The sequence below is a fragment of the Methylobacterium adhaesivum genome, assembly GCF_022179065.1.
Lineage (GTDB): Bacteria > Pseudomonadota > Alphaproteobacteria > Rhizobiales > Beijerinckiaceae > Methylobacterium > Methylobacterium adhaesivum.
The window spans coordinates 18,764-42,393 of record NZ_BPQD01000048.1 but is presented as its reverse complement, the minus strand read 5'-3'; the positions used below and the strand labels follow the sequence as shown (position 1 = coordinate 42,393).

Annotated in this window: 18 protein-coding genes; 12 read left to right on the top strand and 6 right to left on the bottom strand. The window is 71.2% G+C overall.

Annotated elements, in window-relative coordinates:
- Positions 1-244 precede the first annotated feature (244 nt).
- The 6 genes from MFF01_RS21575 to MFF01_RS21550 all read left to right on the top strand — a co-directional run bounded on the left by MFF01_RS21575 (position 245) and on the right by MFF01_RS21550 (position 7,400).
- On the top strand, positions 245-1,771 hold the full coding sequence (locus MFF01_RS21575) for a DUF8728 domain-containing protein (protein ID WP_238228470.1): 1,527 nt from the start codon (positions 245-247) through the stop codon (positions 1,769-1,771).
- 66 nt (positions 1,772-1,837) lie between these two features.
- Positions 1,838-3,286 carry a UbiA family prenyltransferase gene (locus MFF01_RS21570; protein WP_238228468.1) on the top strand — a complete coding sequence of 483 codons (1,449 nt, stop codon included), beginning with the start codon at positions 1,838-1,840 and terminating at the stop codon, positions 3,284-3,286.
- Between the two features lie 11 nt (positions 3,287-3,297).
- Complete coding sequence (locus MFF01_RS21565; protein WP_238228467.1) at positions 3,298-3,714, top strand: GtrA family protein; 417 nt, start codon at positions 3,298-3,300, stop codon at positions 3,712-3,714.
- Positions 3,711-5,051: an FAD-binding oxidoreductase gene (locus MFF01_RS21560; RefSeq protein WP_238228466.1), complete on the top strand. Its 1,341-nt coding sequence runs from the start codon at positions 3,711-3,713 to the stop codon at positions 5,049-5,051. The genes MFF01_RS21565 and MFF01_RS21560 overlap by 4 nt, the downstream gene beginning before the upstream one ends.
- 490 nt (positions 5,052-5,541) lie before the next feature.
- On the top strand, positions 5,542-6,300 hold the full coding sequence (locus MFF01_RS21555) for an SDR family oxidoreductase (RefSeq protein WP_238228465.1): 759 nt from the start codon (positions 5,542-5,544) through the stop codon (positions 6,298-6,300).
- Positions 6,300-7,400: an endo-1,4-beta-xylanase gene (locus MFF01_RS21550; protein ID WP_238228464.1), complete on the top strand. Its 1,101-nt coding sequence runs from the start codon at positions 6,300-6,302 to the stop codon at positions 7,398-7,400. Before MFF01_RS21555 ends, MFF01_RS21550 begins: the two co-directional genes overlap by 1 nt.
- A gap of 385 nt (positions 7,401-7,785) precedes the next feature.
- Here the strand turns inward: MFF01_RS21550 and MFF01_RS21545 are convergent, their stop codons facing one another.
- Entirely contained in the window at positions 7,786-9,945 is a 2,160-nt protein-coding gene (locus MFF01_RS21545; RefSeq protein WP_238228463.1) for a S9 family peptidase, read from the bottom strand.
- A 556-nt stretch (positions 9,946-10,501) separates the two neighbouring features.
- Here MFF01_RS21545 and MFF01_RS21540 point away from each other — a divergent pair.
- Together MFF01_RS21540 and MFF01_RS21535 are read left to right on the top strand one after the other, a co-directional pair.
- Positions 10,502-10,936: a Ros/MucR family transcriptional regulator gene (locus MFF01_RS21540; RefSeq protein ID WP_238228462.1), complete on the top strand. Its 435-nt coding sequence runs from the start codon at positions 10,502-10,504 to the stop codon at positions 10,934-10,936.
- Positions 10,937-11,076: 140 nt separating this feature from the next.
- Positions 11,077-11,940: a DUF6456 domain-containing protein gene (locus tag MFF01_RS21535; protein ID WP_238228460.1), complete on the top strand. Its 864-nt coding sequence runs from the start codon at positions 11,077-11,079 to the stop codon at positions 11,938-11,940.
- A gap of 22 nt (positions 11,941-11,962) precedes the next feature.
- Here MFF01_RS21535 and MFF01_RS21530 read toward each other — a convergent pair whose 3' ends face one another.
- The 3 genes from MFF01_RS21530 to MFF01_RS21520 all read right to left on the bottom strand — a co-directional run bounded on the left by MFF01_RS21530 (position 11,963) and on the right by MFF01_RS21520 (position 14,900).
- Positions 11,963-12,388, bottom strand: coding sequence for a SufE family protein (locus MFF01_RS21530; RefSeq protein ID WP_238228458.1), 426 nt, complete (start codon positions 12,386-12,388; stop codon positions 11,963-11,965).
- A 230-nt stretch (positions 12,389-12,618) separates the two neighbouring features.
- On the bottom strand, positions 12,619-13,662 hold the full coding sequence (locus MFF01_RS21525) for a sensor histidine kinase (RefSeq protein ID WP_238228456.1): 1,044 nt from the start codon (positions 13,660-13,662) through the stop codon (positions 12,619-12,621).
- Positions 13,663-13,895: 233 nt separating this feature from the next.
- A complete protein-coding gene (locus MFF01_RS21520) occupies positions 13,896-14,900 on the bottom strand; it encodes a 2-hydroxyacid dehydrogenase (RefSeq protein WP_238228455.1) in 1,005 nt (334 codons plus the stop codon).
- Positions 14,901-15,183: 283 nt separating this feature from the next.
- On the opposite strand from MFF01_RS21520, the gene MFF01_RS21515 reads away from it, so the two are divergent.
- A complete protein-coding gene (locus MFF01_RS21515; RefSeq protein WP_238228454.1) occupies positions 15,184-15,789 on the top strand; it encodes an SH3 domain-containing protein in 606 nt (201 codons plus the stop codon).
- 106 nt (positions 15,790-15,895) lie between these two features.
- Here the strand turns inward: MFF01_RS21515 and irr are convergent, their stop codons facing one another.
- Positions 15,896-16,417: a Fur family transcriptional regulator Irr gene (gene irr, locus MFF01_RS21510; RefSeq protein WP_373319837.1), complete on the bottom strand. Its 522-nt coding sequence runs from the start codon at positions 16,415-16,417 to the stop codon at positions 15,896-15,898.
- 290 nt (positions 16,418-16,707) lie between these two features.
- Between irr and fabA the strand changes: the two genes are divergently transcribed.
- From fabA to MFF01_RS21495, 3 genes are all read left to right on the top strand, one after another.
- Positions 16,708-17,271 carry a 3-hydroxyacyl-[acyl-carrier-protein] dehydratase FabA gene (gene fabA / locus MFF01_RS21505; RefSeq protein ID WP_238228453.1) on the top strand — a complete coding sequence of 188 codons (564 nt, stop codon included), beginning with the start codon at positions 16,708-16,710 and terminating at the stop codon, positions 17,269-17,271.
- An 89-nt stretch (positions 17,272-17,360) separates the two neighbouring features.
- Positions 17,361-18,587 (top strand): beta-ketoacyl-ACP synthase I, encoded by a 1,227-nt coding sequence (fabB, locus tag MFF01_RS21500; RefSeq protein WP_238228452.1) that lies wholly within the window; start codon positions 17,361-17,363, stop codon positions 18,585-18,587.
- 138 nt (positions 18,588-18,725) lie between these two features.
- Complete coding sequence (locus MFF01_RS21495) at positions 18,726-22,307, top strand: AsmA family protein (protein ID WP_238228451.1); 3,582 nt, start codon at positions 18,726-18,728, stop codon at positions 22,305-22,307.
- Here the strand turns inward: MFF01_RS21495 and MFF01_RS21490 are convergent.
- Entirely contained in the window at positions 22,298-23,578 is a 1,281-nt protein-coding gene (locus tag MFF01_RS21490; protein WP_238228450.1) for a VpsF family polysaccharide biosynthesis protein, read from the bottom strand. The genes MFF01_RS21495 and MFF01_RS21490 overlap by 10 nt on opposite strands.
- Positions 23,579-23,630: the final 52 nt, after the last annotated feature.

The window sequence follows — 23,630 nt, the reverse complement described above, 5'->3', positions numbered from 1 at the left end:
GACCTGCACAGCACATCATAAAAACATCCCCTCCAGACGATCCCCCCGAACAGGCCGCCTCCAAACGAGGCGGCCTGTTCGCGTTTGGGTAGCGGAAACATGGGGTTCGAAGGGCCGAGCCCTTCGCGGGTCCAGGGCGGAGCCCTGGGTTATCCCCAAACGCGCCCGGTGGTTCGCCGATCGGCATCATGATGTCTTAAGCGCCGGGATGGATGGTGCCCCCTGAACTTCCGGGGACGCCATCATGGACAGAGTTTCGCCGAGAGCGGCGGCGTTGATCGCCTTCGGCGTCGCCCTGGCGTTCAGCCTCGCACCGGTGCCCCTGGGAGCTGCTGCCATCGTCGCGCGGATTCCCGACGACGCGTTCTACTACTTCGTCCTCGCCAAGAATTTCGCGACGCAAGGCACCTGGACGTTCGACGGCGTGAACGCCGCCACCGGCTTCCATCTCCTGTTCGGCTATGCGCTGGCCGGTCTGTACCGGATCGCCCCAGAGATTGGGTTCGTCGAGACCTATCTCCTCGTCGTCCTCGTCAATGCGGCCCTGATGGCGGCGGCCGTCTATTGGCTCGCACACGCCGCGCGGGAGACGTTCGGCGGGGGCGGCCTCGGGGTGCTCCTCGTCGCGATGTCGGCCGGCGGCCTGCACCTCGTCGGATTCCCGATGGAATCCTGCCTCGTCATCGCGGCCGCCGCCCTGTCCTACCGCCTCGTCGCGGCGGATTCGCCCGGACCGGGCGTCGTCCTCGCGGCCCTGGCGACGGGGATCGTCGGCGTGCTCGCGCGCTCGGATTACGCCCTGCTGCCCTTCGCGCTCCTCGGCGGGTTCCTGCTCCACCGCGCCTGGCACCGACGCTGGACGGTGCGGGGCCTCGGCGTGCCGGCGATGCTGTGCCTCGGCGCCCTACTCGGCATCGGCCTCGTGACCCTCCACACCTATCACTTCACCGGCGGCTTCGTGCAGCGCAGCGCCAGCATCAAGCATTTCTGGGCGACGGTGTCGGGCTATACCCCCTGGCCCGGCCTCGCCCGGGTGATCGAGTTGTTCGAGCCCTACGGCCTGCCGCGCGTGGCGGTGCCGGTGGTGCTCGCCGGGCTCGGGCTCTGGGTGATCCGGCGCGGGCGCTTGCGCGCGCTCCTCGACCATCCGCTCAGCCTCGGCTCCGTGCTGGCGATCGTCGGATACGGCGCCGTCTACGCCCTGAACGGGGCGGTGCAGTACTGGTATGCGGCGACGTTCTTCGCCGCCGTCGCCCTCCTGGCCGCCGGCCTCGTGGCCGCCTTGCCGGTGCGGGGCCGCGTCGTGCCGCTCCTCGTCCTCCTCTACGCCGCCGGCGCCGTCTGGCGCTTCGCCAACCCGCCCTGGCCCTGGCAGGTCGCCACCATGGAGGCGGGCGAGATGCTGCGCGACGCGCCCGACCTTGCCCCCGTGGCGGCGTGGAACGCCGGCATCGTCGCCTACTTCGCCGCCCGGCCGGTGACGAACCTCGACGGCCTCGTCAACGACGCCGTCTATCCGGCCGTGGTGTCGGGGGGGCTCGCCCCGTACCTCGCCGCGCAGGGCATCCGCTACATCGTCGACTTCCCCACCATGCTGTCGGAGGAGGCCGGCCGGCGCGGCGGCTATGCCGACGGCACCCTGCGCCGGTGCGCGCGCCTCGAGCGCACCATCGATCCGGCCCGCACCTTCGACGGGACGCCCCTGACCCTCTACCGCCTTGAACCCGCCTGCGTCGCGAGCGCGCCGCGCCTGGAGGCTACGGCGCCATGAGCCCGGGTTTCGCCGTCCTTCCCGCCGCGGTCGCACCGCGCCCCCCACGCTGCGAGGTCTAGAGGCATGCGCGCTCAACGTCTCACCGTCGAAGCGGCGCTGCCCCTGGTGGTCGATCTCGACGGAACCCTGATCCGCTCCGACCTACTCATCGAGAGCTTCTTCGCCGAGATCGGCGGCTCGCCCCTGGCCGCGTTGGCCCTGGCGCGGGCGGTGCCGCGCGGCAAGGCGGCGATCAAGCATCACCTCGGCACCGCCGCCCTCGATGTGGCGAAGCTTCCCTACGACGCGGCCGTCCTCGACGTCATCGCCGCGGCGCGGGCCGAGGGCCGGCCGGTCTACCTCGCCTCGGCGAGCAACGCCGTGCTGGTCGAGAAGGTGGCTCGCCATCTCGGCCTGTTCGACGGCTGGTTCGCCTCGGACGCGTCCGTGAACCTGTCGGGGACAGCCAAGGCGGACCGCCTCGTGGCGACGTTCGGGGCGGGCGGGTTCGATTATATCGGCAATCACGCCGACGACCTGCCCGTCTGGGCGAAGGCGAACCGGGCCGTCGCCGTGCGCCTCGCGTCGGCCGCGCGCCGGGCCCTCGTGGCCCTCGCGCCCGAGGCCGTGTTCCTGCCCGAGACCGGGCAAGACCTCGCCGCGCGGGTCCGGGCCTGGGCCAAGCTCCTGCGGGTGCATCAATACGCGAAGAACGCCCTGGTGTTCGTGCCGCTCCTCATGGCGCACCGCTTCGACGGGGCCGCCTTCCTCGCGGCGTTCCTCGCCTTCGTGGCGTTCTCCCTCTGCGCGTCGAGCGTCTACCTCATCAACGACCTCATCGACCTCGAGGCCGACCGGGCGCATCCGACGAAGCGGAACCGGCCGCTGGCGAACGGGCGGGTGCCCTTGGTCGAGGCCATGCTCGCCGCCCCCCTCCTGTTCGTCGCGGCCCTCGGCGTGAGTCTGGCCGTCTCGGCGGCGTTCTGCGGCGTGCTCCTGGCGTATTTCGCCCTCACCACCGCGTATTCGTTCTCCCTGAAGCGCAAGATGCTCGTCGACGTGGTGACGCTGGCGGCCCTCTACACCATCCGGGTCGTGGGCGGCGGTGTCGCCGTGGGCGCCGTCCTGTCGGATTGGCTACTCGCCTTCTCGCTGTTCATGTTCATGTCCCTGGCGCTGATCAAGCGCTACACCGAACTCACGAGCCGCCTCGACCGGGGCCTGCCGAGCCCGACCAACCGCAACTACGAACTCTCGGATCTCCCCATCGTCGCCTCCCTGGCGGCGGCGGCGGGCTACAACGCCGTGGTGGTGCTGGCCCTCTACCTGTCGTCGGACGCCGTGACGCAGCTCTATTCGCGCCCGAAGCTGTTGTGGTGCGTCGGCCCGGTGATCCTCTACTGGATCTCGCGGGCGCTGCTCATGGCCCATCGCCGGATGATGCACGACGATCCCATCGTGTTCGCCCTGCGCGACCGGGTCAGCCTCGTGACGGCGGCCACCGTTGGCATCCTGGTGCTGGCCGCCATATGAGCGTTCACGCCATGTCCCGTCCCGCGCCCTTCGCCCTCGGCCTGCGCTATGTCGGGTTCGCCGTGCTCGCCACGGCGGCGAACCTCCTCGCGCAGGAAGCCACCGTGCGGCTCGTGCCGTGGGCGCCCCTCCTCGTCTCCATCGCGATGGGCACGGGCGTCGGCTTCGTGGTGAAGTACCTCCTCGACAAGCATCTCGTGTTCTTCGACGCCTCGCGGACCCGGACGGAAGAGGCCCGCAAGGTCGTGCTCTACGGCCTGTTCAGCGTGGCGACGACCCTGGTGTTCTGGGTGTTCGAGTTCGGGTTCTTCGCCCTGTGGGGGACGAGCACGGCGAAATATGCCGGCGCCCTCCTGGGTCTCGGCGTGGGGTATGCGGTGAAGTACGGCCTCGACCGCCGCTTCGTGTTCACCGGGTCCGCGCCGTGAGCGGGGCGACGCAGGAGGTCTCGGGCTGGGGCCGCTACCCCCGGCAGGCGACGCGCCTCCTTCCCGTGCGCGAGGCGGCGGCCGTCTCGCCCCTGCACCGGAGTGGGACCGGGCTCATCGCGCGCGGCAACGGCCGGGCCTATGGCGACGCGGCCATCGGGGCCGACACCACCCTGGCCCTGCGCGGCCTCGACCGGATGATCGCCTTCGATCCGGAGACGGGCCACCTCGCCGTCGAGGCCGGGGTGCTCTTGGCCGACATCATCGACGCATTCCTGCCCCGCGGGTTCTTCCCGCCCGTGGTGCCGGGCACCCGCTTCGTCACCGTCGGCGGCGCCATCGCGGCGGACGTGCACGGCAAGAACCACCACGGCGCCGGGGGCTTCGGCGCGCATCTGCGCGACCTCACCCTGGCGCTCCCCGACGGCACGGTGCGGACCTGCGGGCCGGAGTCGGACCTCTTCGCCGCCACCGTCGGAGGCATGGGGCTGACGGGCACGATCCTGCGGGCGACCCTCGCCCTGCGCCGGGTCGAGACGGGCTGGATCCGCCAGAGCACCGTCGCGGCCGCCGACCTCGACGCCGCCATGGCGGCCCTGGAGGCGGCCCACGGCGCCACCTACGCCGTCGCCTGGATCGACTGTCTCGCGCGCGGCGCCGCCCGGGGCCGCGCCCTGGTCTATCGCGGCGAGCACGCCACCCGGGCCGACCTCGCGGCGCTGCACCCCGGCGCGCCCCTGCATCCCCCGACCGCGCGCGGGGCGCTGGCGGTGCCCTTCGACCTGCCGGCTCTGACCCTCAACCGGCTGAGCGTCGGCGCCTTCAACGCCCTGTATTACGGGCGCGGCCGCGCGGGTGCGGGCCGCGACGGGATCGTCGGCTGGGCGCCCTATTTCTTCCCCCTCGACGGCATCCGCGACTGGAACCGCATCTACGGCGGGCGCGGGTTCCTCCAGCACCAATGCGTGATCCCGAAAGCCCGCAGCCGCGCGGCCCTGGGCGCGATCCTCGATCGGGTCTCGCACGCCGCTCCGTCCTTCCTCGCCGTGCTGAAGCTGCTCGGCGGCGGGGGCGGGCTGCTGTCGTTCCCGATCGAGGGCTACACCCTCACCCTGGATTTCCCGGCGAGCCCCGCCAACCTCGCGCTCCTCGACGGCCTCGACGCCATCGTGCGGGAGGCGGGGGGCCGCCTCTACCTCGCCAAAGACGCCCGCCAGAGCCGCGACACCTTCGAGGCCGGCTACGGCGACGCCGCGACACGGTTCCGGGCGCTCCGGCGGGAGCTCGACGGCGAGGGCAGGATCGCCTCTGCCCTGTCGCGGCGGTTGGGGTTGTGAGCGTGGGCGTGGATCTCGGGAGGGGCGATGCGTCCCCGGCCGTCCACGCGGCGAAGGTTTTTGCTTCCGGGAAATCTCTTGGATCGAGACGTCGCGCGGGTCCCCTCTCCTGGAAGGAGAGGGACAGGGTGAGGTGTGCGGAGTCTCCGGAGAGGTCACACACCTCACCCCAACCCTCTCCTTTCAGGAGAGGGAGTGCGCCGTGCGTTTCACGGGCCGGTGAGACTTTCACGAAGCAACCTTGTGCTGACCGGCCGAGCGATCACAGCGGACGCACGGTGCGAGCCTCCGCTCACCGAAGGCACGACGGGGTGCCTTCGGTCCTCTCCCCGCAAGCGGGGCGAGGGGGATGCGCGCGGGCGTTCCGATTCGAATTCCGCCGCCCGATTACTTCGATGACTCCTCTGCCCGCACGGAGACTTCGCGTGAACCCCAGCGCGTCCACTCCGAAAACTCCGTCCGCGCTCCGCCCCAACGCCTTCGAGGCCGCATGACCCAGACCGCTTCCGTGCCGAGAAAGCTCATGCTCCTCGTCGGCGCCACCTCCGACATCGGGCACGCCACGGCGCTGGCCTACGCCCAGGCCGGATGGGACGTGGTTCTCGCCGCCCGCGACGGGGCGGGGATGGCCCGCAACGCCGCCGACCTCACGGCCCGCACCGGACACGCCGTGCCGGTGCGCGCCCTCGACATCACCGACACCGCCGCCTTTCCCGCCTTCGTCGACGGCTTGCCGCGCCTGCCCGACACGGTGGTGAGCGTCGTCGGGCTCCTCGGCGACCAGGCGCGGTCCGAGGCCGATCCGGCCGAGGCGGCGTTGGTGATGCGCACGAACTTCGAGGGGCCGTCCCTGCTGCTCGGCCTGCTCGCCGAGCGGTTCGCCGCGCGGGGGAGCGGCACCCTCGTGGGGGTCTCGTCGGTGGCGGGCGAGCGGGGCCGGGCCTCGAACTACGTCTACGGCGCGGCCAAGGCCGGCTTCACCGCGTTCCTGTCCGGCCTGCGCAACCGTCTCGCCCCCAAGGGCGTCCATGTCCTGACGGTGAAGCCCGGCTTCGTCCGCACCCGGATGACGGCGGGCATGCCCCTGCCGAAACCCCTGACGGCCGAGGCCGTCGAGGTCGGCGCCGCGATCTTCCGTGGCGCTGAGGTCGCCCGGCGCGACATGGTCTATGTCCGGCCGGTCTGGGCCCTGGTCATGCTGGTGATCCGCACCATCCCCGAGGGCGTGTTCAAGCGCATGAAACTGTGATGGACCGGATCTCGCGCAGGGACCTCGTCCTCGGAGGGGCGGTGCTCGCCGCCGGCACCGCCGCCGGCCCGGCCGGGGCCGCCGACCCGATCCGCTCCGTGCCCTCCCTCGGCGCCCTGGCGGCGGCACGCGGGGTCACGTACGGCGCCTCCATCGACAGGACGGTGCTCACCGATGCACGGCTCGCCGAACTCTACCGGCACCAGACCCGCATCGTCACCACGGACGTCGCCCTGAAGTTCGGCTCGATCCGTCCGCAACCGACCGTCGCCGACTATACGGACGGCGACGCTCTGGTGGCGTTCGCGGCGCAGGCCGGGCTCGCCGTGCGCGGACACACCCTGGCCTGGAACGCCTACCAGCCGGACTGGGTGGACAAGCTCAGCCCCAAGGAGGCCGCCTACTGGCTCGACCGCCACATCGCCGAGACGGTGGGCCGCTATGCCGGGCGCCTGCATTCCTGGGACGTCGTCAACGAACCCCTGTGGCCGGACGACGGCAATCCGGGGTCTTTGCGCGGCGGGCCGTGGTTCCGGGCGCTCGGCCCCGACTACATCCGCCGCGCCTTCGTTGCCGCCCACCGGGCCGACCCGAACGTGCGCCTCGTCCTCAACGAGGCGAGCCCGGAATGGAAGGTCGCCTTCGGGCCGACGGAGATCTACCGGACGGCCCTGTTGCGCCTCGTCGACGATCTCCAGCACGCCGGAATCCGCCTCGACGCGGTGGGCCTCGAATGCCACTGGTTTCCGGACTTCGTGTTCGACCGGGCGATCTTCTCCAAACTCGTGCGCGACCTCGCGGCGCGAAAGCTCGAGGTCTACGTCACCGAACTCGACGTCAACGATCTCCGGATGCAGGGCAACGACACCCGGCGCGACGCGCAGGTGGCGGCGCGCTACGCCGAGATCATGGCGGCGGCACTGGCCGAACCCGCCGTGACGGTGATCCAGACCTGGCAATTGTCCGATGCCCAATCCTGGCTCAACGGCGTCGCCGAGCCCGACTACCACACGATCCGCAAGCCCCGCCCGCTCCCCTTCGACCGCGACTACGCGCCCAAACCGGCGTACCACGCCATGGCGGACGCGCTTTTGCGGTGATCCGCAGAAGCCGTCGAGGTGAAGCGCGCTTCCGCGCCGTCACGTCTTCGATGGGCGTGCCGTCGATGAATCCGGCTCCGGCCGTGAGCCCCCTCTCCCCGCTTGCGGGGAGAGGGCCGCAGGCACCCCGTCGTGCCTGCGGCGAGCGAAGGCGCAGCCGCAGCGACGGTGAGGGGGCTTCGTCGGACGAGGCTCCTCCGGGCGCGCCCCCTCACCCTCGGCTGCCGCCTCGACGAGGGGGAGACGCATCTCCTCTCCCCGCAGGCGGGGCGAGGAGATGCGCACCAGAGCCGCCGCCTCGTCGGCAAGGCGCGTCGGCAGCACGCGCCGACCGCACCTCAGATCTGCGACTCCCTTCCTTTTAGGGACGGGGGTCGCCCGGCCCCTACGCCTCCGCCCGGCCCACGGCCAGCAGCGCGAAGGCGGAGATGAGGGCGACTTCCTCCAGGCGGTCGAAGCGGCCGGCGGCGCCCCCGTGGCCCGCCTCCATGTTGATGCGCAGGAGCACCGGGCCACCCCCCGTCATGGTTGCGCGCAGGCGCGCGACCCATTTCGCCGGCTCCCAGTAGGTCACGCGCGGGTCGGTGAGGCCGCCGAGCGCCAGGATCGCCGGATAGGCTTTGGCCGCCACGTTGTCGTAGGGCGAGTAGGACAGGATGGTCTCGAAGGCCGCGAGGCTCTCGGCCGGGTTGCCCCATTCGGGCCATTCCGGCGGGGTCAGCGGCAGGTCGCCGTCCAGCATGGTGTTGAGCACGTCGACGAACGGCACGTCGGCGACGATGCCCGCGAACAGCTCCGGCGCGAGGTTGGCCACCGCCCCCATGAGCATGCCGCCCGCCGAGCCGCCATGGGCGACGATGCGGCCCTGCGCCGTGTACCCGGCTTCGATGAGCGCCCGCCCGCAGGCCACGAAGTCCGAGAACGTGTTGGGCTTCTTCTCGCGCTTGCCGTCGAGGTACCAGTTCCAGCCCTTCTCGGTCCCGCCGCGCACGTGCGCGATGGCGTAGACGAAGCCGCGATCGACGAGCGACAGGGGGTTGGTGCGGAACGCCGCCGGCATCAGGGTGCCGTAGGAGCCGTAGCCGTAGAGGAGCAGGGGGGCGGTTCCGTCGAGCGCGAGGTCGCGCCGGTGCAGGAGCGAGATCGGCACGGTCTCGCCGTCCGGCGCCGTGGCGAACAGGCGCCGGGTGACGTAGTCCTCCGGCTTGTGCCCGCTCGGAATCGTCTGACGCTTGCGCAGTTGCCGCGAGCGGGTGACGCAATCGTAGTCGTAGGTCTCGGCCGGCGTCGTCATCGACGAGTAGGTGAAGCGGATCACCGCCGTCTCGAATTCGTGGCCCGGCTGCAGCCCGAGGGAATAGGCTTCCTCGGCGAACGCCACCCCATGCTCGGAGCCCATCATGTCGCGCACGACAATACGGGGTCGGGCGTTCTCGATCTCGAGGCGCACGATGTGCTCGGCGATGACGTGCTGGTGGCGGATCATCACGCCGGCCCGGTGCGGGACCACGTCGGTCCAGTGATCGAGGCCGGGGGCCTCGATCCGCGCCGTGGCGATCTTGAAGTCCACCGCCCCACCCGCGTTGGTGAGGATGAAGAGGTGCGGCCCCCAGTTCTCGACGGAATAAATGAGCTGCGGGGTGCGCGGCTGCACCACCCGCAGGGGCGCGTCGACCTCGGCCCGGTCGACGAGGTGGACCTCCGACGTCTCGTGGTCGCTCGCCGTGACCGTGAGGTAGTCGCGCGACTGGGTCGTGTCGATGTGGACGAAGAAGCCGGAATCGGGCTCCTCGTAGATCAGCCGGTCCTCGGCCTGTTCGGTGCCGATGCGGTGGAGCATGACCCGCGCCGGGCGGTGGTTCTCGTCCAGCGCCACGTAGTGGAAGGCGCGGCCGTCCTTCGTCCACACCACCTCGCCCGTGGTCGCCTCGATGCGGTCCGGGCCGTCGAGGCCGGTGGCGAGGTCGCGCACCCGGATGGTGTGGAGTTCCGAGCCGTTGGTGTCGGCGCTCCAGGCGAGCCGAGCGTGATCGTCGGAATGCACCGCCGCCGCGATCTCGAAGAAGGCGAGACCCGCCCCCTCCCGGTCGCCGTCGAGGAGGATCACCTCGCCCTCCTCGGGGCCGCCATCGGCGGCGGTCTCGGCCCCCTGGCCGGGAATCACCACCACGGTGCGCGGACGCCGGCAGACGAGGGGATGCTGCCCGCCGTCGCGGTGGCGGGTGTAGTAGGCGAACGGCCCGTCGGGCTCGGGCACGCTGCTGTCGTCCTCGCGGATGCGCCCGCGCATCTCGGCCACGAGGGTCTTCCGCAGGGCCGCCACGGGTTCCAGGGCGGCCTCGGCATAGGCGTTCTCGGCCCGCAGATACGTGCCGATCTCCTCCGGCAGGGCGGCCGGGTCCTTGAGGACGGCGCGCCAGTTCTCCGCTTTCAACCAAGCATAATCGTCGCCGATCGTCCGATCATGGACCGTGAAGGCATGGGGTCGTGCCTCGGCCACCGGCGCGGCTAGCGGAACTGTGATGGGAATACGATCGGTTATCATGGCAAGAATCCTCGGACCGGGCCGGCGCTGGGTGGCATGGGCGGGGTCGGTCTGACTACGACCGATCCAGGCCCGACCGGCCCGTCGCCTTCGTCGATTGTGCCCCCATGTGCAGGGCCGGCGAGGTCGCTGGCAAGAGGTTTGGATCAGGGCCTCAAAGAGGGGGCTTGCCGGATGGGCTGACGTTCGAAGGGATCGACACCGTTCAACCACCGGCCACGCTTGCATGACGCCGCGTGAGCAACCGGAAGTACATTATCGTACAGTGCGACGATTTGTGCGGTTCGGGCGAATGAATGCCGCAAACTGAATGAATGAATTATGTTTCAAATCGGCTTTACTGAGAATGTGCGCGTCAACTGGCTTGTTTTCAGTCGTCGAGCTGACTATCATTTGTTCTGCTTGATGGCGCGGGACGCCGGGATGGATTGGCACATCCGCCGAAGGCGAGACGTCGATGCTGCAAACAGCCGTCGACCCGTAACACTTCGAGCGCGAAATCGAATGGGATTCGCCGTCTCCTCGGGAACCGTGCAGTGAGGGAAAACAGAAGACTATGAGTGAAATCGAAAATTCGGTGGATTACGTGGACCTGACGGTCGACATCGTTTCGGCCTACGTCAGCAACAATCCGGTCCCGACGGCGGAGCTGGCGCAACTCATCACCCGTGTCCACGCGTCGCTGACGCAGATCGGCAGCGGACAGGAGCAGCCCAAGGTTGCCGCCGCGCCGCAGCAGCCGGCCGTGTCCGTGAAGAAGTCCGTGACCGCCGACCACATCATCTGCCTGGAAGATGGCCGCGTCTTCAAATCCCTGAAGCGTCACCTGCGGGCGAAGTACGACATGAGTCCTGAACAGTACCGGGCGAAGTGGGGCCTGCCGCCCGACTATCCGATGGTGGCGCCGAACTATGCCAAGGCCCGCTCCGACCTCGCGAAGGCCATCGGTCTCGGTCAGAGCCGCAACGGAAGCTACGACGAAGCGGCCTAAGCGCCGCCGCCTCCGCGAGGCGGCTGTCCGGTCGAACGAGATGAGGATCTCGTTCGACCGGAAGGCTTGATTTAGGATTTATATCCTTTACCATGAGTTGCACGGCGACGGGATCGCCCGCGTAACTTATGGAACAAATCATGAACAAAATTCGCCAGCCGTCTTCGGGGCCTCGACGTGGCGTCCGCCCCGCGGGGCTCGCGCCGGTTCTTGGCCGCGAGGCCCTGCGGCTCCTGGCGGCGCTCGGGGAGGAGGGGGCCTACGCCCTGCCGGACCCCACGGCGGAGGATGGCGCGGGGCTCGTCGTGCGGGTCGGTGGTGGCGGCGTGTCCCTCGGGGCCGGGCGTTTCCCGGCGGCGGCGGGCGCGGCCCTCCTCGGCGCCGATCTGGCGGAGCGGGCGGCGGGCCGGAACGCGCGCCTCACCCTGAGCCCGGCGGGGCGGGCCCGCCTGCGCCGCGAGCGGGCCGGCGCGCAGCCGCCTTACCTCGCCCAACACCTCGACCTCGAGGGCGAGGACCGCCCCGAACGGCCCCTGCGCGACGCCGCCGAGAGTCCCCTGGCCTGGATGGCCCGGCGGCGCGACCGGGACGGCGTGCCCCTCATCGATGCGGCCTGCTACGAGGCCGGCGAACGCCTGCGCCGCGACCTGACCCAGGCCGTGATGATGCCGCGCCTGGGAGCGGACTGGAGCGGCACGAAGGTCGACGGCTCGGGGCCGCGCGACCCGTCGAGCGCCTCGGACACCATGCTGGCGGCGCGTCAGCGCGTGCGGGCCGCCCTCGCCGCCGTGGGCAACGACCTCTCCGGCCTGCTCATCGACCTGTGCGGCTTTCTCAAGGGATTGGAGCGGATCGAGGCCGAGCGGCGCTGGCCGGCGCGCTCGGCCAAGGTGGTGGCCCGCATCGCCCTGGCGCGTCTCGCCGAACATTACGGCCTCGAGCGCGAGGCTGTTGGCCCTGACCGAGGCCGGATGCGCCTGTGGCGGGAGGCGGGATCGCGTTGACCGGCCTGTGCCGGTGCCGCGATCAGGCCGCCAGGAGCCGGGCGGCGTCGCGATGGATGCGCTCGGCCATGGCCCGCACGCCGTTCGACCGCTTTGAGGTGAGGTGAGCACCGAGCCCGATCTCCCGGAACACCGCGAAGACGTCCACCGCCGCGATCTCCTGCGGGGTCTTGCCGTCGTGGAGCGCCATCACCAGGGCGATCAGGCCCTTGGTGACGGTGGAATCGCTGGTGCCCCGCAGCGACAGCCGGGGCGGCTCGTGGGCGGCGTCCATGTGGGAAGCGACCCACACCTGGCTCTCGCAGCCGTGCACGCGGTTGGCCTCCGTGAGGAGATCCTCCGGGAACGGCGGCAGGGCGCGGCCGAGCTCGATCAGATACTCGATCTGGTCCGGCCCCTCGTCCAGGATCCCGAAATTGTCGATGATGGTCGCGATGGGCGGCAGCATGGGTGGAGACGGCCTCGTGGCGGGGATGGTCCCGATATAGGCCCCCCGTCCTGGGATACGACCCTCAAGCAGGGTTCCGAATGCGGTATTCGGGACCGTGCTCCGAAACCTCCGTTGTCACATCGTCTTTTCCCGTAAGCTGGACTCCGCCTTTCGGGACGATGCTCTGACGTGCCTGTTTTCGCATCGTCTTGTCCCGAAAGCCGGAGGCCACCTTTCGGGACGAGGCTTTAGTCCGCCGGATGGACCAGCACTTCCGGCAGTTGGAGGATCAGCGGCTCCGCCCGGGTGCCGAGGCCGTGGGCGGCGATCTCGGCCTGGGCGGCGTAGGCGGCGATGAGGCGGGGCCCGAGATTGGGCACCTCGACCTTTCCGGAGGGGGTCGCTCCGGCATCGCTGCTCGAAACGAGGCAGAGGCGCACGGGAGCGCCCGCCGCCGCATCGATGGTGATCGAAATGGCGCAGGCGACGCTCTCGGCCGTGGTGTCGAGGCATTCCGACACCACTTCGGCAACGATCATCCCGAGGGCATTGGCCGTGCGCGGCTCGACGAGACTGGTGCCGGACCCGCCGATGGTGACACCGATCCGTCCGGCCCGACGCAGCTGCCCGAGCCCCGAGGCGAGGCGGTGGAGGTAGTCCCGTAGGTCGATGGAGGCGATGTGGGGCGCCTCGTGGAGGTGCTGCTGCACCAGGGCGATGGCCCGCACCCGCTGGCCCAGGGCCTCGAAGCTGCCCCGGCACGGCGCCGGGGCCGCCCGGCCGTACAGGCCGATGAGGCTGACCATCACCTGAAGATTGTTGCGCACCCGGTGGTAGACTTCGGCCAGAAGCGCTTCCTTCTCCACCAGGGCGCGCTCGGAATGCTCGCGGGCCTCCTTGCGCTCCGTGATGTCGACGCAGGTGCCGACATAGCCCTCGAAGGTTCCGTTGCGGTGGAGCGGTTTGCCGGTGTCGAGGAGCCAGCGATAGGCGCCGTCGTGCCGGCGCAGGCGGAACTCCGCGGTGAAGGGGGTCCGCTCGGCCAGGGCCGTCTCGAACGCGGCAAGGTGGGAGTCCGCATCATCGGGGTGCAGGCCACGGCGCCAGCAGTCCCGCTCCTCGGCCTGAGAGCGACCGGTGAAAGCGAGCCAGGATTCGTTGTGATGGACGATGCGGCCTTGGGGATCCGTGCGCCACATCATCAGCGGCACGAAGTCCGCGAACCGGCGGAAATCGTCGTCTGCCACCGCCCGGCCCGGCTCTGCCTCGGTCAACGGGGTGTCCGCGGCCATGCTACTCCCGATCTACGCTACGTCCACCAACACAACGCGTGTCAGACGCCGGACAACGTGTCGTGTCCGGGCCCGTTCCCCCGTTCGTCCGAGGTTCAGTACTCCGTTCCCGACGAAACGCCAGGGCGGGGAAGCCCCGTGCGCCGGCAGGCCTCGGCGGGTCTCGCCGAACCCCCGATCCCCGCCGGTTCTCTCTCTGGGCGCGGCGCCGGATCCCGCGTGTCGCGAAATCCTCAGAGCATGCTGGGCAGGACGCGGTCCGGCGGGCGGTGGCCGTCCATGAACGACTTGATGTTGATGATCACCTTCTCGCCCATGTCGATGCGGCTCTCGTGGGTCGCCGACCCCATATGCGGCAGGAGCACGACCTTGCCGGACCGGGCGAGCTTGACGAGGCGGGGGCTCACGGCGGGCTCCTGCTCGAACACGTCGAGGCCCGCGCCCGCGACGTCGCCGGCCTCGATGAGTCGGGCCAGCGCGCTCTCGTCGATCACCTCGCCGCGGGCCGTGTTCACCACCACGGCCTCGGGCTTGAGCAGCTTGAGGCGGCGGGCCGACAGGAGGTGATAGGTCGCCGGGGTGTGCGGGCAGTTCACCGACACGATGTCGACGCGCGCCAGCATCTGGTCGAGGGATTCCCAGTAGGTGGCTTCAAGGTCGCGCTCGATGGCGGCCGGCACCCGGCGGCGGTTGTGGTAGTGGATCTGCAGGCCGAACGCCTTGGCGCGGCGGGCGAGCGCCTGGCCGATGCGGCCCATGCCGACGATGCCGAGGCGCTTGCCGGTGATGCGGCGCCCGAGCATCCAGGTCGGCGACCAGCCCGAATCCCAGGCGTCGTCGGGGATGATGCGCGCGCCCTCGGTGACCCGGCGGGCCACCGCCAGGATCAGCGCCATGGTCATATCGGCGGTGTCCTCCGTCAGCACGCCGGGCGTGTTGGTGACGGTGATGCCGCGCTCCAAGGCCGCGGCGACGTCGATGTGATCGACGCCGTTGCCGAAATTCGCGATGAGGCCGAGGTTCGGCCCAGCCTCGGCCAGGAGTTCGGCATCGATCTCGTCGGTCACCGTCGGCACGAGGACGTCGGCCTCGCGCAAGGCGGCGGCCAGATCGTCCCGGCTCAGGGGCTTGTCGTCGGCGTTGGCGCGGATCTCGAAGAGTTCGCGCATGCGCGTCTCCACCACCTCGGGCAGCCGTCGAGTGACCACGACCAGCGGCTTGCGCTTGAGCGACTGCATGCACCCTCCTTGACGCGAACGATCCCCGGGTCGGACCCCGGATCGGGGTCGCTCGGGGTTTCGGCGCACCGTTCTGGCGAAACGGCGTCCTGGCTTACCGTGCGTTAACCACAGCTGGGCCAAGACACGATCACCGGACACGAACATCGAGACAGGGGCCGTCGACCGGCGGCGACCCTCGCCCCAGCCCCCTCGGCCTCTCTATCAGAGAGAGGGCGGAACACAATGCGCGCCGGGGCGTCGGCCAGGACCGGCACCGCCGCGCCGTCAAGGACACCGGACGATGGCGCTCGACAAGACCCCTTTCGTCAAGACCACTTCCTTCGCCCTGGCCCTGGCGATCGCCGCCGTGGCGGGACCGGCCGTGGCGGCACCGCCCCCGCCATCCACCCCCGGGGCGTCCGTCGGCTCGAAGACGGGGCTGCCCCTGCCGCGCTACGCCAGCCTCAAGACCGACCGCGTGAATCTGCGCGAGGGACCGTCCAAGGATCACCGTACCCTGTGGGTGTTCCAGCGCGCCGGCCTGCCCGTGGAGATCATCGGCGAATTCGAGACCTGGCGCCGCATCCGCGATTCCGAGGGTACCGAGGGCTGGGTGCTGCACTCGCTCCTCTCGGGGCGGCGCACCTCCATCGTCACGGCCTCGCGGGCGGCGGGCAAGGGAGATGGCAAAGGTGACGCCAAGCCGGACACCGTCCTGTATGCCCGCGCCGACGACACCTCCGCCGAGGAAGCCCGCCTCCAGGCCGGCGTCATCGGCAGCGTGAAGACCTGCACCGGTACGTGGTGCCGGATCATCGTCGCCCTGCCGCAGAAGGGGGGCGACGTCGACGGCTACATCCGCCAGGAGCGCCTGTGGGGCGTCTATCCGGGCGAGCGGGTGGACTGAGCGTCCGCTGGACCGAGCGTCCGCCGCGCGAGGACCCGCCCGGACATGAAAAAGGCCCGGTCGCCCGGGCCTTTTTCATGTGCGAAATCGAGGGATCGACGGTGGATCAGGCCTTGCGCGCAGGGGCGCCGCGACGGCGCAGGCGCACGATCACCTCGACGCCGGCGATCTCCATGCCCTCGGGGGCATCGGGGAGCGAATCGACGGTGATGCCGCAATCGGGCATGTCGAGAACCTGTCCCTCGTCCTCGAGGAAGAAGTGGTGGTGCTCGCTCGGGTTCGTGTCGAAATAGGCCTTCGACCCGTCAAGCGCGAGCTGGCGCAGCAGGCCGGCTTCCGTGAACTGGTGCAGGGTGTTGTAGACCGTGGCGAGGGACACCGGCACCTTGGCGCGCATGGCCTCGTCGTACAGCATTTCGGCCGTGAGGTGACGGTCGCCGCGCCCGAACAGGAGCCAGCCCAGGGACAGGCGCTGGCGCGTCGGCCGCAGGCCGGCCCGGCGCAGGCGGTCGCGCAGATCGGAGAGCGGACAGCCGCGACGGCCGGCGACGTCGCCCGAGGTAAGGGACGTCCGCGCGTTCAGCGCAGCCGGGAACGGCGGCAGGTTCGGAATCGCGGTGGCTGACATTTCATCCAAACTTCGATCTTCGCAGCGTGTTTTATACGGAACCCGCGGGCGTGCCGCAAGCCGAGGCTCCCGCGCGCCCGTCATGCGGCCCCGTCGGTGGGCGCTCCCCGGCCGTCGCGCCCGGGCGCGGACCCCGACGCCAGGACGTGGGGCCCGGCCCGGCACCTTTGAGGTGCCGATCCCCTGTGTTAACGAGGCGCCGCTTCGTGCCAAATCGGGCCTCTGAATCCGGCCCCCAGGTCCGTGTGTCGCGTGCCGGACCCCCAACCCCGAGGACCGATCCGCTCATCATGTCTTCTTCCGATACCACCGCACCCGCCGGCACCCCGGCCCCCGCCCGGGCGACGCAGTACTCCTACGAGGACTTGCTGGCCTGCGGGCGCGGCGAGCTGTTCGGAGCCGGCAACGCCCAGCTGCCCCTGCCGCCGATGCTGATGTTCGACCGCATCGTCTCCATCGGCGCCGAGGGCGGCGCCCACGGCAAGGGCCACGTGCTGGCGGAGTTCGACATCCGGCCGGACCTCTGGTTCTTCGGCTGCCACTTCAAGAACGATCCGGTGATGCCGGGCTGCCTCGGCCTCGATGCCCTGTGGCAGCTCGTGGGCTTCCACCTCGGCTGGCTCGGCGCCCCCGGGCGCGGCCGGGCGCTGGGCGTCGGCGAGGTGAAGTTCTCCGATCAGGTGCTGCCGACGGTGACCAAGGTGGTCTACGGCATCGACATCAAGCGCGTGCGCCTCGGCAAGCTCGTCCTCGGCATCGCCGATGGCTGGCTCGAGGCCGACGGCACCCGCATCTACGAGGCCAAGGACCTGCGCGTCGCCCTGTTCCAGGCGCAAGGCTCGACCGCCGCCTGAGGCGAAACGGTTGAGATCGGCGCGTCAGCGTCCTAACTGACGACAATAGGGTGCCGTCCGAAGCACCGGCGGCGGAGAAGAAGCGGTCCATGCGGCGTGTCGTGATCACCGGGATGGGCATCGTCTCGTCCATCGGCAACAACACCGACGAGGTTCTCGCCTCCCTGCGCGAGGCCAAGTCCGGCATCGGGCCGTCTGCCTCGTATGCCGAGCACGGTTTCCGCAGCCAGGTGGAGGGGCGTCCGACCCTCGATGCCGAGAGCGTCGTCGACCGGCGCGCCATGCGCTTCCACGGTGGCGGCACCGCCTGGAACCACGTCGCCATGGATCAGGCGATCCGCCAGTCGGGCCTCGAACCCTCCGACATCTCCAACGACCGCACCGGCATCATCATGGGCTCGGGCGGCCCGTCCACGAAGGTGATCGTGGAATCCGCCGCCATCGCGCGGGAGAAGGGTCCCAAACGCGTCGGACCGTTCGCGGTGCCCAAAGCCATGTCCTCAACCGCCTCCGCGACGCTCGCGACCTGGTTCAAGATCAAGGGCGTGAACTATTCCATCGCGTCGGCCTGCGCGACCTCGAACCACTGCATCGGCAACGCCGCCGAGATCATCCAGGGCGGGCGCCAGGACATCATCTTCGCGGGCGGCTGCGAGGACCTCGACTGGACCCTGTCGGTGCTGTTCGACGCCATGGGCGCCATGTCGTCGAAGTACAACGACACGCCGGCCCGCGCCTCGCGCGCCTACGACGTCAACCGCGACGGCTTCGTCATCGCCGGCGGTGCCGGGGTGCTGGTGCTTGAGGAATACGAGCACGCCAAGGCGCGCGGCGCCACGATCTACGGCGAGATCGCCGGCTACGGCGCCACCTCCGACGGCCACGACATGGTCGCCCCCTCGGGCGAGGGCGCGGTTCGCTGCATGCGCCAGGCCATCGGTGGCCTGAAGGGCGCGCCCATCGACTACATCAACCCCCATGCCACCTCGACGCCGGTCGGCGACGAGAAGGAGATCGAGGCGATCCGCGAGGTGTTCGGACGCGGCGACGCCTGCCCGCCGATCGCCGCCACCAAGTCCCTCACCGGCCATTCGCTGGGCGCCACCGGCGTACAGGAGGCGATCTATTCGCTCCTCATGATGAACAACGACTTCATCTGCGAGAGCGCGCATATCGACGAGATCGATCCGGCGTTCGCCGACATGCCGATCCTGCGGGCCCGTCGGGACGGGGCCAAGCTCGGCCACGTGCTGTCGAACTCCTTCGGCTTCGGCGGCACCAACGCCACCCTGGTCCTCAAGAACGTCGACGCCTGATCCGCCTCTTCCACGGCCCGGGGGTGAGGCGCCCGGGCGGTACGCCAAACCGAACCGGTGTGCTATGCCGCCCCTCGGGCGGGACGCGATCCCGCGGCGGACGGCCCCGTCTCCGGGGGGCGGCGGAACGAGACGAGCGTGCGTGACCTCCTGACTGCGCTGGCGGGCGTCGTCGTCCTCATCCTCGTCGCGGCCCTCGCGGTCCCGCCCTTCGTGGCCTGGAGCGCGCAGCGCGACCTCATCGACGGCGTGATCGCCCGCTCCCTCGGTGTCCCGGCCCGCAGCGAGGGCCGCATCGCCGTGCGGCTCCTGCCCTCGCCGCGCCTGCGCTTCGACCGCCTGCACCTCGGGGAATCCCCGACGCGGCCCGGCCTCGACCTGCATTTCGTGAAGGCCGAGGTGGCGCTGACTCCCCTGATCAAGGGCGAGGTGCGGTTCACCGAGACCCGGATCGGGCGGGCCGAACTACGCCTGCCCGTCACCGAGGGCGAGGCGATCCGCGTGCCCGCCGATCTCGCGGCGGGATTGAGCGGCCGCGACCTCGCCATCGAGGATCTGGAGGTCCGTCAGCTCCTCGTCACCACCCAGGTGCCGGCCACGGGCCGCACCGACCAGTTCTATGCCGAGGCCGTGCGACTCGCGAGCCCGCGCCTCACTGGGCCCTGGCGGGTCGAGGGCACGAGCCAGGGCGTCCCCTTCCGGCTGGCGACGGGCGAGCCGACCCCGGAGGGCGCTCTTCCCGTGAAGGTCTCTGCCGGCGGCGACACCCGGCCCTACGGCGAGATCGACGCGAAACTCTCCCTCGCGCCCGCCCCCTCGGAGACGGCCGGGCCGGGCGAGCGCGCGGTGATCCCGCAGGGGGAGGGCACGGCCCGCCTCGTCGTCGGGCCGCCCTCCCAGGTGGCCGGGCCCTACCTGCCGGTGCAGCTCGGCGGCACGTTCACGGCCCGGGGCGCCGTGGCACGCTTCAGCGCCCTCGATCTCGACATCGATCCGGGCGGCCGGGCCTTGCGCCTGTCGGGCAAGGGCGGGGTGGACCTGCGCAGCGGCCGCGCCACCCTCTCCCTCGGCGCCCGCCGCCTCGACCTCGACGCCTTCCTGCTTTCGGCGGCGGGCCAGGCCCTCCTCGCGCGGGGCCCCCCGAAGGCCGGGACCGGCCTGCCGCTCAGCATCGAGGCCGACCTCAGCGTCGAGAGCGTGTCGCTCGGCCTCGAGGACTGGCAGAACCTCACCCTCGCCGGCACCTTCGAGCGCTCGGGCGGCATCCTGCTCAAGCGGTTCTCCGTCACCGCCCCCGGGGCGGCGGCCTTCAGCGCCTCGGGCGAGATCGACAGGGACCCGGCCCCGCGTTTCACCGGGCGGTTCGATCTCGACGCCCCCGCCTCGGACGGGTTCGGGCGCTACCTGCGCAAGCTCGGCGTCGAGGGACCGGGCGTGGCGCTCATGGACGGGCGTCCGATCCGGGCGGCGGCTGATCTGTCGGCCGAACCCCTCTCCGTGTCCCTGCGCAATCTGCGCCTCGATCTCGGGACGGCGCGCGTCACCGGCAATGCCCGCTACCGCGTTCCCGAGGCCGGCGCCCGCGGGCGAGTCGACGCGCAGCTCGCTGCGCAAGGGATCGACATCGCGGCACTTCCGTCGTTCAGCGGGGCGCTCGCCGATCTCCAGGGCCACGATTTCGGCCTCGTTCTCCAGGCCCGCGACGTGCGCTACGGCCCCGCCGGGGCGGATTCGGGCAACGGCACCATCGCGGCGAGCATCCAGTCCGACGGGGCGCGCCTCGCCATCGACAGCCTCGACGTCACGAATCTCGCCGGCGCCCGGGCCAGTCTGTCGGGCCGCATCGACGCCGACGGGGCCGGCCGCATCGCCGGGCGCATCGCCGCCCCCGTGGCCGCGCCATTGCTCGCCCTCCTCGACCGGGTGTGGGTCGCGGAGGCCCGCCTGATCCCTCCCGGCCTGCGCGCGGGGGCCCTCGACCTCGCCGTCACCCTGGAGCGGGACGCGGGCGCGGCCGACAGCCTGCGCACCACGGCCAAGGGCACGGCGGCGGGCGGCAGCCTCGACCTCGACCTCGTGAGCCGCGCCGGCCGCGTCGGCCAACTCGACCTCACCCTGGCGACGCCCGCCGCCGCCACGTGGTTCGGCCGCGCCGACGTGGCCGCCCTGAACAAGCCCGGCCGCCTGCACCTCACGGGGACCCGCGACTCCGAAGACGCCGCCGCCGGCCTCGCCCTCGGGGTGACCGGCACGGTGGCGGACCTCACGGTCTCGACCCTTCAACCCATCGTCCTCGCGGCCGAGGCCGGGCCACCGAGCGCGGGCGAACTGCGCCTCGGCACCCCCGATCTCGCCCCGTTCCTGCGGCTCGCCGGGACTGCGCCCCTGCGCCTTCCCCTCCCGGCCGATCTCACCCTCGGCCTGTCGCGGGCCGGCGACGAGGGCCGCGTCGTCCTCAAGGGGCGACTCGCCGGCACCGCCGTGTCGGCCGAGATCGGCATCGCCCCCGAGGGCGAGGTCGCCGGGCGCGTCGGTCTCGGGCGCCTGTCCCTGCCGGCCCTGGCCGCCGCCCTGGTGATCCCCCAAGAGGGCGGGGGCGACACGGCCTTCGCGCGTTTCGCTCCGGCGCCCCCCGCCCGCCCGCGCATCGCCCTCGACCTCACCATCGACAGCCTCGACCTCGGACGCGGCCACGTCGCCACGGGGGCCGCCGCCAAGGCGCGCCTGGAGGACGGGACCCTGAGCCTCACCGACCTTGCCGGCACCCTGGCGGGGGGGCGGCTCACGGGCGCGGTCACCCTGTCGCGCCAGGGCGGCGCGGCGGCGGTGGCGGGGGAGGGCAGCGTGAGCGATGCCGATCTCGCAGGCCTCGTCGGCACCGGCACGGTCTCGGGCCGCCTGTCCGCGAATCTGCGGTTCGGCACCTCGGGCGAGACGCCAGCGGCGCTGGCGAACAACCTCGGCGGCAGCGGCGGCCTCACCCTGGCGAACCTCACCCTGCCGGGCGCCGATCCGGCGGGCCTGACACGTGCCCTCGACCGGGCGCTCGCCGAGGACGACCCCTTACGCGAGGGCCGCCTCCAGGCCCTGGCGGCGGAGGAACTCGGCGCCGGGCCGCTCCACGCGCCGGGCCCCGTCACCACGCCCGTGACCCTGGTGGGGGGAACGCTCCGGACGGGTCCCTTGAGCTTCGATCTCGGGGGCGCGCGCTGGACCGGCACCCTCGGCCTCGACCTGCGCGGCGACCGCCTCGACGCGCGCGGCACCCTGACGGCGGCGACCGCCCCGAAGGCCTGGACCGGCGGGCCGCCCGCGATCCAGCTCGGCTTCACCGGGCCGGTGGCGAACCCCGAGCGCCAGATCGATGTCGGGCCCTCGACCAACGGCCTCGCCGCCCTCGTGCTGCAGCGCGAGCTGGAGAGCATCGAGGCCATGGAGGCCGACCAGACCGAGCGCCTGCGCCGCCGGGCCCGCATCGAGATGGACAAGGCCCGCGCCGCCGCCGAGAAGGCGCTGGCGGACAAGGCGCTCGCCGAGAAGGCATTGGCCGAGCGCCTCGCAGCGGAGGAGGCGGCCCGTCAGGCGCGCCTCAAGGCCGCCGCCGAGGCCGCGCGCCAAGCCCGTGCCCGTGAGGCCGAGGAGGCGAGCCGGGCCCGCGAGGCGGAGGAGGCCGCCCGGCGCCGCGAGCCGGAGGCCGCGCCGCTGGTGCCTCAGCCCTGAGGATCCCGCCCGGCGGATGGGCGCGTCCAAGTCATCACGAGGAGCAGGCATACCACGAGTTCGAGGGTGGTGGACTTGCTGGCGAAGCCCGTCGAGGTGGTGTTGAGGAACAGGCACAAACCCAGGGCGGCCTTGCCCTGCCACGGGACCAGGAGGCCGATCCGGATGAAGAACAGCGCGAGGCCGAAGAACAGGATCGAACTGACGAAGATCCCGCTCGTGAGCAGGAAGGCGACGACGAAGCTTTCGAGGCCGAGTTCCAGCCCCTCGCGGAACTGCAGGGCGGCCAGGGTCTTGGGATCGGGGCCGATGAACAGGTCCCCCCACGAGAACTCGCCGAACAGCGACAGCATCCGCACCCGGGTCTCGGCGCTGCCGGCATCGTCCACGAACCGGTCGACGAAGAGCGTCACGTAGGCGCTGTCGCTGACGAGCCAGACGCCGATGGCCAGCACCGGGCACAGCAGGGCGATCCACAGCAGGGCCGAGAGGGGAAAGCGGCGCCCGGACAGGATGAGCAGCCCCTGCGCGGCGAGCCAGACCCCGGCCGCCACCGTGAGCGCCACCGCCGCCGTGCGGCCGCCGAAGGCCGGCAGGGCCGCGAGCTGAAGGAGGAAGGCCGGAAGCGCCCAGCGGGCGGGCAATTCCCCGCGCAGGCCCGTGAGCAGCACCAGGGCGTAGATCGCCGTGACACCGGCATTCTGCAGGGGATGGCCGAGGAGCGCCGTCGAGCGCCAGTCGTAGTCCACGAGGACGTCGCCGATGTAGAACGGCACGAGCCGCCATTTCAGCAGGGATTCGAGGCTTCCGATCACGGCGTTGATGGCCATGAGGCCGTGGATGAGCCAGCCGATGCGGCGCAGGGAGCGGATGTCCGTGCGGGCGAGCAGGATGGCGGCGACGGCTGGGGCCAGCAGCGTATCGAAGATGAACGTCACCGGCCGGCCGAGGACCACGGGCACGTACAGCATGTAGAAGACGAGGCACCCGACGTAGATCACCGAGAGCCGGTGGTCGCGCAGGAGGAGGCCGATCGTCCGCTCCGGCCCGTCCTCGACCACGAGGAGCGCGAAGGCGACTAGCAGCACCACGGTGCCGGGGTGGAACTTCTCGAACGGCAGGCCGCCCGAGGTCTCGTAATGGTAGCCGAGGGTGGAGAGCAGCATCGACGAGACGGTGAACGACAGCGCCACCGAGACGACGGTCAGCGCGATGCGCAGCCCGTGCACGCGGGTGTGCTCCGCCGCGGGGCGCACGGGGTGCAGGGCCATCCCTCTGTCCAAGGCCGCTCCTCCGTCGCGCTGCCGCGCATCATCGCCGGCC